This window comes from Moraxella canis (assembly GCF_034424565.1).
Classification (GTDB): Bacteria; Pseudomonadota; Gammaproteobacteria; order Pseudomonadales; family Moraxellaceae; genus Moraxella; species Moraxella canis.
This window is the reverse complement of sequence record NZ_CP139961.1, coordinates 674,266-691,206: the sequence shown is the minus strand read 5'-3', so window position 1 is coordinate 691,206 and position 16,941 is coordinate 674,266. Positions and strand designations below refer to the sequence as shown.

General features: G+C 45.8%; 15 protein-coding genes and 1 other RNA gene. 13 read left to right on the top strand and 3 right to left on the bottom strand.

Features of this window, described 5'->3' with window-relative positions; all coding sequences use genetic code 11:
• Positions 1–81: 81 nt before the first annotated feature.
• The gene (locus U0021_RS03035; RefSeq protein ID WP_114800266.1) at positions 82–2,232 is read right to left on the bottom strand and encodes an NADPH-dependent 2,4-dienoyl-CoA reductase; all 2,151 of its coding nucleotides are present in this window, start codon (positions 2,230–2,232) and stop codon (positions 82–84) included.
• A 269-nt stretch (positions 2,233–2,501) separates the two neighbouring features.
• On the opposite strand from U0021_RS03035, the gene U0021_RS03030 reads away from it, so the two are divergent.
• From U0021_RS03030 to ssrA, 5 genes are all read left to right on the top strand, one after another.
• Positions 2,502–2,831: a TIGR01244 family sulfur transferase gene (locus U0021_RS03030; protein ID WP_049237051.1), complete on the top strand. Its 330-nt coding sequence runs from the start codon at positions 2,502–2,504 to the stop codon at positions 2,829–2,831.
• A gap of 147 nt (positions 2,832–2,978) precedes the next feature.
• Positions 2,979–3,767, top strand: a complete 789-nt coding sequence (gene map, locus U0021_RS03025; RefSeq protein WP_114800267.1) for a type I methionyl aminopeptidase — start codon at positions 2,979–2,981, stop codon at positions 3,765–3,767.
• A 115-nt stretch (positions 3,768–3,882) separates the two neighbouring features.
• Complete coding sequence (gene glnD, locus U0021_RS03020; RefSeq protein WP_114800296.1) at positions 3,883–6,633, top strand: [protein-PII] uridylyltransferase; 2,751 nt, start codon at positions 3,883–3,885, stop codon at positions 6,631–6,633.
• A gap of 117 nt (positions 6,634–6,750) precedes the next feature.
• Positions 6,751–7,593 (top strand): WG repeat-containing protein, encoded by an 843-nt coding sequence (locus U0021_RS03015; RefSeq protein WP_114800268.1) that lies wholly within the window; start codon positions 6,751–6,753, stop codon positions 7,591–7,593.
• Between the two features lie 28 nt (positions 7,594–7,621).
• Positions 7,622–7,980: a transfer-messenger RNA gene (ssrA, locus tag U0021_RS03010) on the top strand.
• Positions 7,981–8,166: 186 nt separating this feature from the next.
• Here ssrA and U0021_RS03005 read toward each other — a convergent pair.
• Positions 8,167–9,669 carry a YhjD/YihY/BrkB family envelope integrity protein gene (locus U0021_RS03005; protein WP_114800269.1) on the bottom strand — a complete coding sequence of 501 codons (1,503 nt, stop codon included), beginning with the start codon at positions 9,667–9,669 and terminating at the stop codon, positions 8,167–8,169.
• A gap of 223 nt (positions 9,670–9,892) precedes the next feature.
• Here U0021_RS03005 and wrbA point away from each other — a divergent pair, with 223 nt between their 5' ends.
• Positions 9,893–10,498, top strand: coding sequence for an NAD(P)H:quinone oxidoreductase (gene wrbA / locus U0021_RS03000; protein WP_114800270.1), 606 nt, complete (start codon positions 9,893–9,895; stop codon positions 10,496–10,498).
• Positions 10,495–10,917 (top strand): hypothetical protein, encoded by a 423-nt coding sequence (locus U0021_RS02995; protein WP_114800271.1) that lies wholly within the window; start codon positions 10,495–10,497, stop codon positions 10,915–10,917. The genes wrbA and U0021_RS02995 overlap by 4 nt, the downstream gene beginning before the upstream one ends.
• A 45-nt stretch (positions 10,918–10,962) precedes the next feature.
• On the opposite strand, the gene U0021_RS02990 is transcribed toward U0021_RS02995, so the two are convergent.
• Positions 10,963–11,631 carry a DUF3108 domain-containing protein gene (locus tag U0021_RS02990; protein WP_114800297.1) on the bottom strand — a complete coding sequence of 223 codons (669 nt, stop codon included), beginning with the start codon at positions 11,629–11,631 and terminating at the stop codon, positions 10,963–10,965.
• 299 nt (positions 11,632–11,930) lie between these two features.
• Between U0021_RS02990 and groES the strand changes: the two genes are divergently transcribed.
• From groES to U0021_RS02960, 6 genes are all read left to right on the top strand, one after another.
• Positions 11,931–12,224 (top strand): co-chaperone GroES, encoded by a 294-nt coding sequence (gene groES / locus U0021_RS02985; protein ID WP_201030233.1) that lies wholly within the window; start codon positions 11,931–11,933, stop codon positions 12,222–12,224.
• 54 nt (positions 12,225–12,278) lie between these two features.
• Complete coding sequence (groL, locus tag U0021_RS02980; RefSeq protein ID WP_049237155.1) at positions 12,279–13,907, top strand: chaperonin GroEL; 1,629 nt, start codon at positions 12,279–12,281, stop codon at positions 13,905–13,907.
• Between the two features lie 168 nt (positions 13,908–14,075).
• The gene (locus U0021_RS02975) at positions 14,076–14,576 is read left to right on the top strand and encodes a hypothetical protein (RefSeq protein WP_114800272.1); all 501 of its coding nucleotides are present in this window, start codon (positions 14,076–14,078) and stop codon (positions 14,574–14,576) included.
• A 108-nt stretch (positions 14,577–14,684) separates the two neighbouring features.
• Positions 14,685–15,563: a prolipoprotein diacylglyceryl transferase gene (gene lgt, locus U0021_RS02970; RefSeq protein WP_114800273.1), complete on the top strand. Its 879-nt coding sequence runs from the start codon at positions 14,685–14,687 to the stop codon at positions 15,561–15,563.
• Positions 15,560–16,399 carry a thymidylate synthase gene (locus U0021_RS02965; protein WP_114800274.1) on the top strand — a complete coding sequence of 280 codons (840 nt, stop codon included), beginning with the start codon at positions 15,560–15,562 and terminating at the stop codon, positions 16,397–16,399. Before lgt ends, U0021_RS02965 begins: the two co-directional genes overlap by 4 nt.
• Entirely contained in the window at positions 16,396–16,917 is a 522-nt protein-coding gene (locus U0021_RS02960; RefSeq protein ID WP_114800275.1) for a dihydrofolate reductase, read from the top strand. Before U0021_RS02965 ends, U0021_RS02960 begins: the two co-directional genes overlap by 4 nt.
• The last annotated feature ends 24 nt before the right edge of the window (positions 16,918–16,941 follow it).

The window sequence follows — 16,941 nt, the reverse complement described above, 5'->3', positions numbered from 1 at the left end:
CTGACATGTCGCCTAAAAAATCTCCCAAGCCATAAAGCTTTGGGAGATTTTATCATGTTAACTAATTGAAAGATAAGGATTTTATAATCTTACAGCCAGCTCAAAACCTTCTCGAATGGCTCGCTTGGCATCGAGTCGAGCAGAAGATTTGGCACCACCAATCACCTGATAATCTGCCTTGGGCGTGTCGCCAAGCTTTGGCATCAAGTCATTGACGGACTCTTGACCGACGCACAGCACAACCGTATCGACGCGCAGAAGCTGAGACTTGCCATCAATAGTGACCCACAAGCCTTCGTCGGTGACTTTATCATAATTGGCGCCTGCAATCTGAATAACGCCGGCTTGTTTGATGGCGGCTTTGTGCACCCATCCGGTGGTTTTATTTAAGGTTTTACCCAGCTTACCTTCGCTGCGCTGCAGCAGATATACTTGACGCGCAGGGCTGGCGTAATTGGGCTCAACCAGCGCACCTTTGGGCTGATAATGCGCCTGCTTATCCACGCCCCAATGTGTAAAAAACGCATCGGCATCCATTGCTTTGGGTTTATAAGTTGCATCATTGACGGCATCGGATACACTGCTGCCATGCGTCAAAAATTCAGCCACATCAAAGCCAATACCGCCTGCGCCAAGCACTGCCACACGTTCGCCCGCAACCTTTTGACCAGTCAAAAGCTCGCTATAGCTGATCACTTGTGGCAAATTTGCACCTTCAAGTGAAGGCAGCATGCGTGGAACCACACCTGTGGCTACAATCACATGGTCTGCCGCTTGTTGATCGAGCATGGCTTTATCTACCACAGTGTTTAGGTGTACAGTGATATTTAGGTGCTTGATTTGTTCGCGGAAATATCGGATCGTCTCAAAGAATTCTTCTTTGCCTGGGATCACTTTAGCCATATTAAACTGACCGCCGATGTGCGCGCGCTGCTCATAGATTGTCACTTCATGCCCACGACTGGCGGCAGTCACAGCTGCTGACAGACCTGCCACCCCTGCGCCAACGACGATGATTTTCTTGGGCTTTTGGGTGGGTTTGACGCTGATTTCGCTTTCAAAGCACGCCAAAGGATTGACCAAACAAGAGGCGCGCTGATTGGCAAAGGTGTGATCTAAACACGCTTGATTACAGCCAATGCAGGTATTGATCAGATGTGCTTGATTGCTTGCAGCTTTATTCACCCAGTCGCTGTCCGCCAAAAAAGGACGCGCCATCTGCACCAAATCTGCCTGACCGCTCGATAAAATCTCTTCGGCAGTCTCAGGCATGTTGATGCGATTGGCGGCAATCACTGGGATGCTGACGGCTTGTTTGACGGCGGCGGTGTAGCGCGTAAACGCAGCTCTAGGCACGCTCGTGACGATGGTGGGAATGCGCGCTTCATGCCAGCCGATGCCAGTATTAATTATACTTACGCCTGCCGACTCTAGGGCTTGGGCAAGTGCGATCACATCTTGCATGGTCGCGCCATCTTCGACCAGCTCAATCATCGATAGGCGGAAAGTGATGATAAAATCCACGCCTGCCGCTTCACGCACTGCACGCACCACTTCGACAGCAAATCTCATGCGATTTTCTAAGCTGCCGCCGTACTCATCTTTGCGTTTATTAGTGCGTGCGGATAAAAATTGATTGATCAAATACCCTTCAGAACCCATGATTTCAACGCCATCATAGCCTGCTTTCTTGGCAAGTTTGGCGGTATGGGCATAATCAGCGATGGTTGATCGGATGTTGTTTTGGCTCATTTGTCGCGGCTTAAACGGTGAAATGGGCGATTTGATTGGGCTTGGCGCCACCACAAAAGGATGGTACCCATAGCGTCCTGAATGTAGAATTTGTAATAAAATCTTAGCGCCATGCTTATGCACCGCTCGGGTCACGCGCGCATGATGTACCACATCGCCCAAGCGATTGAGCGTGCCGCCCACAGGCGTCAGCCATCCTTCACGGTTGGGCGCGATTCCACCAGTGATGATGAGTCCTACGCCGCCTTTGGCTCGGGCTTCAAAATAAGTAGCCAGCTTGCCATAATTATAAAATCGGTCTTCAAGACCTGTGTGCATCGAACCCATTACAACACGATTTTTGAGTGTGGTAAAGCCCAAATCCAGCGGCTCAAATAAGTGCGGATAGTTGCTATCCAGGCTTGATGTCTGGGGATTGGTATCAGGTGCTTTGGTTGGGATGATGTTGGCTAGACGCTGTTTTAAAAATGGTAATGGCATGGCTAATCCCTATCCTGTGGCTTGTCATCCCGCTGACGGATGGGCGAGCGATGACTTGCTGACTCTATAAAAAGTAATGTGTAAAATGATGAATAATATCCCCCAAATTTTAGCATATTTTTAAGACAATCAAACAGGATTTTTGGCATTTGACTCATGGGTCATTCGCACCTGCTCGATCCTATGGCGTAAGCGGTGAAATGATTTGCCAAATCATCCAAATCGGAGTAAGCTAATATGAAATTTGGCTAAAATTTTAAGGAAAAATTATGAGCGAGCTGATCACCATTTCAGGTCAAATCACCCCCGATGATGTCAAAGCATTGGCAGACCAAGGCTATAAAACGCTGGTAAACAACCGCCCAGATAACGAAGAACCCAATCAGCCCTTGTCGGACGAAATCGCCAAGGCTGCCAAAGAGCATGGCATTGAGTATCGCCAGATTCCATTTTCAGGCGGGATGCTTGAGATGCATCATGTGCAAGAGTTTGCAGATTTTTATAATCAAAGTCAGCGTCCGCTTCACATCTTTTGCCGTACGGGCAATCGTTCAAGTGTGATTTTGCAAGCAGCGCGCGAGCATGATTTGCTTGACTGATCCTGACATCTGATTTTAAGCCCAGTCTGATTGTGCGACTGGGTTTTTCATTGGCTTAGCCCTAGCTGATCATACCAAAGATGGCATCCAAATGACTTTTGCGGTAAAATAGCTGGCGAACTCATTAAGATACTAAAGCTGACTATGATGAATAAAAATATCCCGATTTTAGATGATGCCGCCATTGAGAAAATGAAAATTGCTGGCAAACTGGCTGCTGATGTCTTGGTGATGCTAGATGAGCACGTCAAAGTTGGCGTCAGCACTGGCGCTCTTGATGACATCGCGCATCAGTACATTCTTGACCACGGCGCCATCCCTGCACCGCTGAACTATAATGGTTTCCCCAAGTCGATCTGCACCTCAATCAATCATGTGGTCTGCCACGGTATCCCTGATCACGAGCGTTTGTTAAAAGAAGGTGATATCATTAATATTGATATTACGGTCATCAAAGATGGCTACTATGGTGATACCTCTAAGATGTGGATTGTCGGTCAAGGTTCGGTCATGGCTGAGCGCATTTGCCGAGTGGCACAAGAAGCGCTGTATGCAGGCATGAAAGTGGTCAAAAATGGCGCGCATTTGGGCGACATCGGCGCTGCCATCCAAGCGGTGGTTGAGCCTGAGCGATTTAGCATTGTGCGCGAGTTTTGTGGTCATGGCATCGGTCAGACTTTCCATGCCGAGCCCCAAGTTCTGCACTATGGTAAAGCAGGTACAGGCGTTGAGCTAAAAACAGGCATGGCATTTACCATTGAACCGATGATCAATCAAGGCGTGTGGCAAACCAAAGTCATGAAAGATGGCTGGACTGCCATCACCAAAGACCGCAAATTATCCGCCCAATGGGAGCATACCTTAATCGTCACCGATAACGGCTGTATCGTAACGACAGTGCGCCCCGAAGAAGATTTAAGCTTTTTAACAAGCTAATGGCTAATTGACGCTAATTTATCTGGATCAGGGCAGCTTAGGCTGCCTTGATTTTTCTTGTTGCTGATGATGAATTTGTGCTAGGATGAAGCGTATTTTATATGATGGATTGATCATGCCAAATTCTACCGCCCAAAACTTTTCACACTTAGCCAAGTCTTGCCATCTTGATATCACGCTGCCCCCACCCATTCAAGACTCATCGCCAGACAGCGCCGTGATTCACGCTTATCTAAATCAGCTTAATGAAGCCATCGACGCCCAAGTCGTCGCTCATGGCATTGATGCGCCTCATCATATCGCTGATCTGATCAAAGTGCGCACGCTTGCGATCGATATGATCTTGGTGCAGTTGTTTGATTGTTATCAATTTCCCAAGGATTTTGCGTTATTTGCGGTGGGCGGGTATGGTCGCGGCGAGCTTTTGCCGGCTTCGGATGTGGATATCTTGCTGATCGGCGATAAAATCAACCAAGCTGCCAAGCCGATCGAGTCTTTTGTGGCGATGCTTTGGGATATTGGCATTACGCCGGCTTTTTCGGTGCGAAGTGTCGATGAGATGCGCACTGCTGTCAGTGATCAGACCATTGCTTCTGCCATGCTTGAGGCAAGGATTTTGGTGGGTAATGAGGCTTTATCTAAGCTGCCTAGCCAAGCCGTCAAAGCGGTTTGGGATGCCAAATCATTTTATGATGCTAAAATGGCAGAATCCAAAGCCCGCTATTTGGCGCACAATGCCACAGAATATAACCTTGAGCCAAATATCAAAAACGCACCTGGTGGGCTTCGGGATATCCATATTATTGGATGGTTTGGGCGATTTTATTTTGGCAGTTCGGATATCGCGGTGCTTGCGACCACTGACTTTATCAACGAAAACGAATGCGCCATCTTGCAGGCAGGTCAGCGCTATCTATGGTGCATTCGCCATCATTTACATACATTGGCAGGTCGTGGTGAGGATCGGCTGTTATTTGACTACCAAAAAGCGATCGCCGAGCGGTTTGGCTATTATACGCGGACTTCAGATACCACTCACCGAGAGGTGACTCAGGCTCTAGAGGCGATGATGCGCGTGTATTATCAACACGCCATGAAAATTGCGGCTTTTTCAGAAGTGCTGTGCGAATATTTTTATGAAAACTATTTGGCAACCACGGCGCGTCTGATTGATATCGACGAGACATTTTATCTGATGCAGTCTGATTGTGATCATCAGTCAAGACCTGCCAAAATTGCCATTCGCCGCTCAGATGCGTTTTTGGTAGATCCTGCCAATTTATTAAAAATTTTTTTGGTGATGGGTCAAAAGGGCATTCGTCAGATCGCAGCAAGCACGCTTCGGGCAATTTATGCGGCTAGCGATGTGATTGATGAAGACTACCGAAATAGCCCCGTGCATCGCCAATTATTTTTAGCCAATTTACAAGAATTAAATTACCTGTTTCATCGCTTGCGTCTGATGAAACGCTTTGGGGTGCTTGGTAATTATCTACCTGCTTTTGGCAAAATCATGGGGCTTATGCAGTATGATTTGTTCCACCGCTATACGGTGGATGCGCACACTTTATTATTGGTGCGCATACTGCATCGCTTCGGTGATGATCGCGTTGATAATCAAGATAAATATGGACTGGTGACCGAGGTTTATCAAAGAATTGCGCGTAAGGACATTTTGGTAATCGCTGCGATTTTTCATGATATCGCTAAAGGTCGTGGGGGTGATCACTCTAAGCTTGGGGCGGCGGATGCTTATGAGTTTTGTGTGTCGCATGGCATGAGCGAGACAGACAGCGAGCTTGTGCGGTGGTTGGTATTAGAACACTTGACGATGTCGCTGATTGCCCAAAAACAAGACATCAGCGACCCTGAGGTGATTGCCAAATTTGCTGAATTTACCAGATCCATCACTCGGCTAAATCATTTGTATGTCTTGACTGTGGCGGATATGAATGCGACGAATAGTCAGCTTTGGAATACTTGGCGCGCCACGCTGCTCAAGCAGCTGTATGTCAGCGTCCATCAAGTTCACAGCTTGGGCAGCCACATTGTCGATAAAGACATCGTCATCACCAACCGCAAAAATAAAGCGCAGAATCTCTTGCCTATGGTAGATAATCATCGACTAAAGGCACTTTGGGATGGCTTTGGGGAGGAGTATTTTTTAAAACAAAAGCACATGGATATCGCTTGGCAGTCAGCCGAGATCTTAGCAGCAGAACATAAGCTCAAAAAAGGCGAGCCAATCATCGCCATCCGAGAGCATGGCGATGTGTCCTTACGAGGGATGCAGCTGCTGATTTGTGCGCCCGATCAGGATAATTTATTTGCCACGACGGTTTGTATTTTGGATCAGTTGGGGCTATCGGTGCTTGATGCGACGATTTTATCGGCAAGTATAGATGGCATCAGTACGGCGGTGGATTCTTATGTGATCATAGATCGATTATTGCCGACGGACAGCAGCATGCCGCTGCTGATGAGTCCTAAGCGTACCAGTCAGATGATATCAGGGCTTAAGCAGGGTCTAAAAGCCGGCGGTGTGCATGCGCCTTCGAGAGTCTTTGAGATGGATGGTAAGCTTAAACATTTTACCGTCCCCACCCAAGTTCACTTTTCTGAAGCAACATCATTGGCGCACCAAGGGCATCACAAAATGCACCTGATCACCAAAGATCGACCGTCACTCCTTGCCAAAGTCGGTGCGGTATTTAGCGAGCTAAACATCCAAGTGCATGGCGCGCGTATCACGACGCTCGGCGAGCGTGCGGAGGACGTGTTTTATTTGAGTGGATTACAGGGCGCGTCTTTGGACGATGAGATCTTGGCTCAATTAAAAGATGCCATCATTCAGGCGCTTGGCTAAAGCAAGATGATGCCTTGTATTTTCATATCATCAAACTCAATCATGGTGATGGTAATTTGATGGTTTTTATGCCAAAATAGCTGCTTAAAAATTTGCGCTCAGATTGAGATTATAGTCATGAATATCAAACCAACCATAACCATACTACCGATCATCGCTTTGATGATGGCTGTGCCTACTTTGGCAAATACCATCAGCACGCACAGCTTTGATGACGATGATTTGCCGGCTTGTGCTGCCACGCCGCTGCCAGAAGATGCTGAATTTGCTACCATTGATTCTGATTGTGGCTATTCTGAAGGGCTTGCACCCATCGTCAAGGCGGGTAAATATGGCTATGTCGATTCAACAGGTAAGGTCGTGATTCCTGCGATCTATCAAGAGGCTTATCCTTTTAGTGATGGCTTGGCGCTATACCGTCACCGTGATAAATATGGCTACCTAAATAAATCTGGCAAAGTCGCCATCCACCCGCGGTTTACCGACGCTTGGGGATTTTGGGAAGGGCGTGCTAAGATCGAGCAGGACGGCAAATATGGTTTCATTGACACTTCTGGTAACATCGTGATACGCCCAAAATATGAGGTCGTTGGCGATTGGTTTGAAGAAGGTTTGGTGCTATTTAAACAAAAAGATAAATACGGATTTTTAGACAAATCTGGCAAAGTCGCCATCCGTCCACAGTTTGATTCTGCCAAAGACTTTTCAGAAGGTCTGGCAGCGGTGACGATGAAGTCTGGTCAAACTGATGAATATGGCGAGCCGCTGCATAAGTACGGCTTTATTGATAAGACGGGTAAGGTGGTGATTGATATTAAATACGATTTAGCCTACGATTTTTTGTCAGGTGCCGCTTATGTGGTTGATGGAGATGAGGCGTATTATATTGATAAATCTGGCAATAAAACTGTCATACCACGGTATATTGATCCTAAGATAGACAGCTTTCTTGACAAATAAGTCTTTAGCTGATATAGTGAAGAATCTGGGGGATGTTCTGGCTTCGACGCTGGTAGCGAAACCTAATGATGCATGTCAAGAGCGTGTGACTCTTGTAAATCAACATACATTTAAAATAGTCGCAAACGACGAAACTTACGCACTAGCAGCCTAAGGGCTGTTTGGGACGGCACAGATTGCCTTTGGTCTGGTTGCTCTCCCCGATGCGAACGCACAGAGGCTAGCCAAGATCAGCGTTGCGATGATATTGGCGAATCTTCTAGCAAATCGTCCAATCCATCCTGACTGTCGGTTCGGTGCGGATTAAAGCCATAGACAGAATCTAAGCATGTAGACTCATAGATGTAGTGCTGGCGGACGCGGGTTCAACTCCCGCCATCTCCACCAATCATTAAAAAAATCCTAAGTTAATCAATGACTTAGGATTTTTTATTGCCTAATTTATTCACACACAAGGTGGATATTGGTCATTTTTGTATCTCTATTTGTATCTTTTACGGTTTAAAAAACTAAAGATACAAAATCACCCCAGTAATAACCAGGGTGATTTTAAGTAATTAAATCAATGAATGATCATTTGTCAATGATGCGTTTGATTTCATTAATATGCTGCTTATTTTTACCAAAGATATGACGCGCTTTTTTGAAGATGCGCAAGGCTTTGGTAAATTTGCTTTCTGTAAATGAGGCTTCGCCATCAGGAATGACAACCAGATTGCCCGACTCATCAATGGTACGGCGTGCGTTATTATCAAAGCCTTGGGTTTCGCCAATCTCGTCAGTGTCTTCAGAAACGATGCGCACAATCTCTTGTTTTTCACGCAGGGGTGCTGTCTCAAACAGTTTTGCCAAAGGCATATCCAGCTCTTTGATGGCAGCGCTTTCAATTTGATCCAAGTGATGATACAGCTCAATGAACCAAGGATCGTAGTCTGCAGATTCTAACTGATCAAGCTCACTACGAATGGGCAGCGGATACGGTAGGCTTTTATAAAACTGCCAAAAATTCACTGTGCTAAGATCGGTCTTAAGGATGTACTCATTATTCTTGGTCTCGGTAATAAAATCATTACTCACCAATTGATCTAAATAAATGCTCCATTTTGGCAGCTCTTTACGACCCAGCATACCACGCAGCTCATTTTCACTCACCACGTCACCATTTTGATAGCGCTTATAAGCCAAATTCAGCATATCCAAAATGCTCAGCAGCGGATGGCGAACAGGCACTTCTTTGGTATCAAAAATCGTCAAAGTGTAGCTGATTTGTACACCCAAAAGAATGATATTCCAAGAAATATAAATCCATAATAAGAAAATCGGCAGAGCAGCAAAGGCGCCATAAATGGCTTCGTAGCTGGTGAAATTGTTCATTACTGTGCCGAAAATGTGCTTCACACTCTCAAAAAGTACCGCAGTGACAATACCTGCAATGGCAGCATTTTTAAATGGCACTTGAGCTTTGGGAATGAACCAATACAGTAAAATGAATCCAGAAGTCATTAGCGCAACTGAAATCAAATATGCCCAAATACCCCAATCAATGCCATAACCTGCGATTTGACGATTTAAAAAATCCACGCTTTGAATGGCACTAGATGCACCAAATGCCACCCCCAAAATCACAGGACCCAAAGTAATAATTGTCCAATAGCGAATGATGCTCGCGGCACCCCCTGAGCGCTCTTGGACGCGCCAGATTTTATTGAATGCGTGCTCAATGGTATTTAAGGTCATAATGGCGGTAACAAACAAACCTGCCACACCCACAAGCCCCAAATTGCTCGAATTTTCTGCAAAAGACTGAATATAACCTGCCACTTGATCACCAGCGGCAGGAAAAAGATTGTCAGAAATCATTTGCTGAACTTGTCCGCGTAACCCTTCTAAAGCAGGTACGCTTGAAAAAATCACCAAAACAACCGTCAGCATCGGCACAAGTGCAAGCAAGGTGGTATAAGTGAGACTGGCTGCTTTTTGCTGCGTATCGTCGTCAATGAAGTGGCGCACAAGCAAGCGTAAATACATAAACCAAGCGTGGTGCGCAAAAGGAAGTTTGTTTAAAAAATTTGCCATAATATCCAATTAAATGTTTATCACCCAATATCGCACTAGTGTAACAAATATTACGGCATATTACAGGCGAAGTTTTGTACAATTATGTATCAAAGTTTTAGAGTGTGTAAGAAGTTTTTATGGGATTGCCAATAAATGTAGATGGATTTTAGGTAGCTAAGTTTGTTTATTTAAGATAAATCTTGTTATAATGCCAAACGATGCCAACTAAGATGATAAATTTATGACCACACCTTATATACTTGTTTTATATGATACCAATAAACACGCCACCAAGCAGCTGGCTTATTTGATCGCCCAAGGGGTGACTGATACGGGCATAAAAGCTGTCATTCGCCGAGTGCCTAAAGTCTCTTTGGTTACCGAACAGACGCAGCCTGCCATTCCTGATGAAGGCGATTTGTATTGCACACCAGATGAGCTGATCGGCTGTTCAGGTTTGGCGATGGGCAGTCCGACGCATTTTGGTAATATGTCGGCAAGTCTTAAGTATTTTTGGGACAATACCGTTTCAGCATGGCTGTCAGGTGAGCTACAAGGCAAGCCTGCTTGCGTTTTTACCACATCAGGCTCAATGCACGGCGGTCAAGAAAGCACGCTTTTGACGATGATGATCCCATTATTACACCATGGTATGCTGTTGATGGGATTGCCTTATGCGCATCCTGAGCTATCCATGACGGCGCGCGGCGGGACGCCCTATGGTGCAAGCCATGTGTCGGGCGCAGAGCATCAGCATGTCATTACTCAAGACGAGCAAGCGCTAGCCATCGCTCAAGGTGTGCGTTTGGCGACGCTGGTCAAGCAGCTTCAAGCAGGCGATCTATGAGAGTCTCTAAATCTGCCAAGCCTGCCGAACCGATACGCCGAGCGCTACGCCTGAGTTGGTATGCTTGGATATTGATTGCCTTGATTGTTTATCCTTTGACTGTCAGTTTAACTACAGGTGCTTCTGTGTGGGCAGGCGTCGGTGTGCAGCTTTTGGCATTGATGCCGGCTTTGCTTTTTACGCCTTGGGTGCATCGAGGCACTTCTGCCTATGCGCTGATGTGGGCAAGTATGGTTTTATTGGTTTATTTGGGTGTGGGTGGCGTGTTGGCATTGCTTCGAATTTATGAACAAGCACCAATAGCGGTCGGTATAATAAAGATAATTGAGTTTTCAATTTTACTGATGATTAATTATCAGTTATTTGTCTTACTCAAGCGCCTACCTGCGATGCACAAACAAATCAATCAAACCAAATAAAACAAGCCTTGTGAGCAACAGGGCTTGTTTTATAGATGTATTAGATTAATTGACCTTAGTCAGCTCCATTGAGATAATTTTGCCTTCTGTGGTTTGGCTGACGCGCACTGGCAGATAGTCTAGGCTTGGCGCAAGCCAAAAGCTGGTCGCGCGGTTGCGATCGTCATGGATGCGATCGATGCGCACAGTATCATAGGTACCCGCAGGCACGGTGATTTTGGTGTTACCCGCGCGGCGGAATTTTGTGGTTTCGATTTCGGTTTTTTTGACCAATTGATACGATCCACTGAATTTACCATTAATCAGCTCTTGGCGAATTTGTGCCTCTAAACTTAGATCATCATAGGCTTGACGCGGCATATTTAAAGTAGTGGCTTTGCCTTTATAAGTGCTAACCACTGACTTACGCGCATTATTAAAGCGGATACTGTGAGTATTGCCAATGCCTAAGATGCGTGCGGACATCGTCGATGAGCTTGGCAAAATGCGACCGTTAGATAGGCTAAAAGTCGCTTCTTGATTTAAGGTGGCAACGCCAGCGGCACGCGCATTGACCGTATATTTATAGTTATTACCAGTCTTGGTCAGTGTGCGCGTCGCTGTACCCGTTTTGCCATCAGCACTCACTCGATAGGTCGCTGAATAACCAGGCAAATCAGCTGCCACAGCCGCCACAGGCAGAGCCACAAATGTAGAAGCGGCTAACAAAGTCATCAATGATTTTTTCAAAACTCTCTCCAAATCTTAAGTCAATTCTTTTAGGTATGCTCATATAATGGACGTTTTTGCGATAATCTCAAGCCAAAATCTCGATCGCTTTGTCGTGTTTATGTCATCAATAATGCTTTGGCAGTAACAATTTGATACATTTATAAAGTGACAGCATTAAATCAATACCAGTCAATCAAATACAAAAAATTTTTGGAAAATGGCTTGAAATTTAGCAGCGCGACTCCAAAAAGCACACACAACTATTTTAATTTTTCCTTTGTAAAATCTTAGTTAACGGAGTGATTATGAAAATTCGTCCACTACATGACCGCATTGTTGTTCGTCGTACCGAAGAAGAGCAAAAAACTGCAGGCGGTATCCTGCTGCCAGGCTCAGCTGCCGAAAAACCACAACAAGGCGAAGTCATCGCTGCAGGCAACGGCTTGGTGCGCGACAATGGCGAAGCACGCCCACTGGATGTGAAAGTTGGCGATACGGTACTATTTAGTCAATATGCAGGTCAAACCGTCAAGGTTGATGGCGAAGAGCTGCTAATCATGAAAGAAAGCGATGTATTGGGCGTATTGGAAGCCTAATATCACTATTTTAACAGTTAATATTTTAATTAAAATCAAAACTCGGAGTATAACATGGCAAAAGATGTAAGCTTTGGCACAAGCGCTCGTGAAAAAATGATTGATGGCGTCAATATTTTGGCAGATGCGGTCAAAGTCACTTTGGGTCCAAAAGGACGCAATGTGGTGATCGATAAATCATTTGGCGCACCAACCATCACTAAAGACGGTGTGAGCGTCGCAAAAGAGATCGAGCTTGAAGATAAATTTGAAAATATGGGTGCGCAGCTGGTGCGTGAAGTCGCTGCAAAAACCAACGACGTGGCAGGTGACGGCACAACTACCGCAACTGTGCTTGCTCAAGCGATCTTGGTTGAAGGCATGAAAACTGTCGCAGCGGGCATGAACCCAATGGACCTTAAGCGTGGTATTGATAAAGCTGTACGCGCTGCTGTCGAAGAAATTCGCGCCATCTCAACACCTGCCAACGACCATAAAGCCATCGCACAAGTTGGCTCAATTTCAGCCAACTCAGACACCACTATCGGTGAGCTGATCTCTAAAGCGATGGAAACTGTTGGCAAACAAGGCGTGATCACCGTAGAAGAAGGATCAGGTTTTGAAGATGCGCTTGAAGTGGTCGAAGGCATGCAGTTTGACCGTGGCTATATCAGCCCATACTTTGCCAATAAGCAAGACAGCCTAACTTGCGAATTTGACAATCCGTTCATTCTTTTGGTGGACAAGAAAATCTCAAATATCCGTGAGATTGTGCCTTTGCTTGAAAAAGTCATGCAAACCAGCCGTCCGCTATTGATCATCGCTGAAGATGTAGAAAACGAAGCTTTGGCAACATTGGTGGTGAACACCTTGCGCGGGGGCTTGAAGACCTGTGCGGTCAAAGCACCAGGCTTCGGCGATCGCCGTAAAGCCATGCTACAAGATATCGCCATCTTGACTGGTGGTGTGGTGATTTCTGAAGAAGTGGGTTTAAGCCTTGAGTCAGCTGAGATTGAGCACCTGGGCACTGCTAAGAAAGTAACCATCGGTAAAGAAAACACCGTGATTGTTGATGGCGCAGGCGATAAAGCCGACATCGAAGCGCGTGTAGAGTCAATCCGCCGTCAAGCCGAAGAATCAACGTCTGATTATGATAAAGAAAAACTACAAGAGCGCGTGGCAAAACTGTCAGGCGGTGTTGCGGTGATCAAAGTTGGTGCTGCAACCGAAACCGAAATGAAAGAGAAAAAAGACCGTGTGGATGACGCCTTACACGCAACGCGTGCAGCCGTTGAAGAAGGTGTGGTTCCTGGTGGTGGCGTAGCGCTTGTGCGTGCTTTGGGCGCATTAAACGACCTAAAAGGTGATAACGAAGACCAAAACGCAGGCATCAATATCTTACGTCGCGCGATGGAAGCGCCACTTCGCCAAATCGTTACCAACGCAGGCGATGAAGCTTCTGTGATCGTCAATGAAGTCAAAAATGGCACTGGCAACTATGGCTATAACGCCGCATCAGGCGAATATGGTGATATGCTTGAGATGGGTATCTTAGACCCTGCCAAAGTGACTCGTTCAGCGCTAGAGCACGCAGCTTCTGTGGCAGGCCTTATGCTGACCACCGAAGTGATGATCACTGAAAAAGCAGCACCAGAAGCGCCGATGGCAGCTCCTGGCATGGGCGGTATGGGCGGCATGATGTAATTCACGCTTAGGCTTTAAGTCTTAACCGTATCAAATCCCCAAAGGCAAACTGTCTTTGGGGGTTTTTGATGGATGTTAGGATAAATGATCCTTTTTGGTGAAGAATTTGTTATGATGAGCGTTTATTAGATGATTTATTTTGGATAATGACATATTAAGGATAATATGATGAAACATCGTTTGACTATAGTTGGCATGATCTGTCTTAGTGTGGTCAGTATAGGTATGAATGCTCATGCTAAGAGCACGCCTACGCTTAGCGCCCAAGAAAAGCTCATAGTGGGTACTTGGTTTTGTCAGTCAGATTATAAAACTCCTGAATTTAATTTTAACTTGTATGGTTGGATTGAGTATTTTGCTGATAAGACTTATACCACGCATCAGGTAGGTAGAGAGTCTTATCCATCTTATGGAGGGATTACTGGTGTCGTGCGCTATAGCGATACTGGCACTTGGTCTGCCGATCGTGATAGATATACCTATATGGCTACCGAAGTCACCAAGCTTGATTACTCGCCCATTTTATCCATCATCCCTTATTGGCTTGAGTCTACTGAGTCTACAGGTGAGAGTTATACCATGCGCATTGAGACGCTTGATAACGATGCCTTTATTTCTGTGGATGATGAGACAGCGCCGCCTCATCGAGTCGTTTGTCAGCGCATTTGACCAAAATGCACTGTTTGGTGCGATAAATATAATTTCAAAAGTGCCACTTAGCAAAATCACCCAAAATCCGCTATAATAAGCGCAGTTTATTATGAGTATGGATAATATATGGCAATCGTTCATCCGCAGATTGATCCTGTCGCCTTAGATTTGGGCGTCGTTGAGCTGCATTGGTATGGCTTGATGTATTTGCTTGCCTTTGCGGCGGCTTATTTTTTGGCATGGGTCCGCACCAAATCACGAGCCGATTTTACCGCTGAGATGGTGTCGGATTTGGTGTTTTTTGGTTCGGTGGGCGTCATTTTGGGCGGTCGCATCGGCTATGTGATTTTATATAATTTTAGTGAATTGATTGCCAATCCTTTGTACTTATTTCGAGTATGGGAAGGGGGCATGAGCTTTCATGGCGGCTTTGTGGGCGTACTGCTTGCCATGTGGTATTTTGCACATAAATATAAAAAAGCGCCTTTTACGGTACTTGATTTTATTGCCCCTTGTGTACCGACAGGCTTATTCTTTGGCAGGATTGGTAATTTTATCAATGGTGAGCTTTGGGGTAGGGTGTCTCATTCAGATGCGTCGCATTTGATGTATTTTCCGCAGGCTGCCAATGCAGATTTTGAGATGATTCAAGCCAATCCTGCCTTGCAGCAGATTGCTGCTGATATTGGTGGATATCTGCTTTTGCCGCGCCATCCTTCTCAGTTGTATCAAGCAGCGACCGAAGGCATTTTATTATTCATTGTACTTTGGTGGTTCAGCGCCAAGCCAAGACCGCGCTATGCGGTGTCGGCGATGTTTTTACTGATCTATGGCTTGAGCCGTTTTACGACAGAGTTTTTCCGCCAGCCAGATGTGGGCTATGAGCTGATTTTTGGATGGATGAGTAAAGGTCAGCTGTACAGCCTGCCCATGATCGTCATCGGAGTGATTTTGATGGTGATGGCATATCAAAAACAGATTTATGATTGGAATAAAGCCAAATGAAGCAATATCTTGAATTATTACAGCATATTTTGGATCAAGGGGCGGACAAAGGCGACCGTACAGGCACAGGCACGCGTTCGGTCTTTGGCTATCAGATGCGCTTTGATTTGGCAAAAGGCTTTCCGCTGCTCACCACCAAAAAAGTGCACATGAAATCCATCACTCATGAGCTTTTATGGTTTTTAAAGGGTGAAACTAATACCGACTATCTGAGCGCCAATCAGGTGACGATTTGGGATGAATGGGCGACGCCAGAGCAGACGGCGCGATTTGGCAGGCGGGCGGGTGACTTAGGTCCAGTATATGGTCATCAGTGGCGAAATTTTGGCGCAACCAAAGATCATGATGGCTATAATGACGATGGATTTGATCAGATTTCGTGGCTTATCAATGAAATTAAGACCAATCCCAATTCGCGCCGTTTGATCGTATCAGGATGGAATCCGAGCGAAGCTGCCCAAGTGGCGCTGCCACCTTGCCATACTCTGTTTCAGTTTTTTGTGGTCGATGGTAAATTGTCTTGTCAGCTGTATCAGCGCAGCGCAGATGTATTTTTGGGCGTGCCTTTTAATATCGCAAGTTATGCGCTATTAACGCATATGATCGCACAGGTATGCGATTTGCAGGTGGGCGAATTTGTGTGGACGGGCGGTGATACGCATCTTTACCAAAACCACTTTGAGCAAGCCAAACTTCAGCTAAGCCGTGAGCCATTGGCGCTTTGCACGCTCAAGCTCAATCCAGCCGTCAAAGATATTTTTGAATTCACCTTTGACGATATTCAGATTGTGAATTATCACGCTCATCCAGCCATCAAAGCGGCAGTGGCAGTATGAGCGACGATATCAAAATTGTGCATGTTGTTGCGATGAGTCAAAATCGCGCCATCGGTAAGGACAATCAGCTGCTTTGGCACATCCCTGCCGATCTGCAGCATTTTAAGCGCATGACTGATGGTGGGGCGATCATCATGGGGCGTAAGACGTTTGAGTCGCTGCCCCGATTATTGCCAAATCGGGCACACTATGTCATCACGCGCCAGCCGATTCATTATGACGGCGCCATCACGGCTCAGTCACTTCAAGATGCCATTATGCTTGCCAAAGCTTATGCCCAGACTAAAGACCAAGATAAAATCTTTATCATCGGTGGCGGCGAGATATATGCCCAAAGCTTAGATATGGCAGATATACTTGAGATCACCGAAGTTGATACGGTCATTGAAGGGGATGCCTTTTATCCTGAGATTGATGAGAAATTCATAAAAACAGACGAAACGAAGGTTTTTGATTGTGATAAAAGTGGGCTTAGATTTCGCTTCACCACATGGCAAAAAAATATCACAGTAACCTAAAACCCATCCATTTAATTTTTGCTT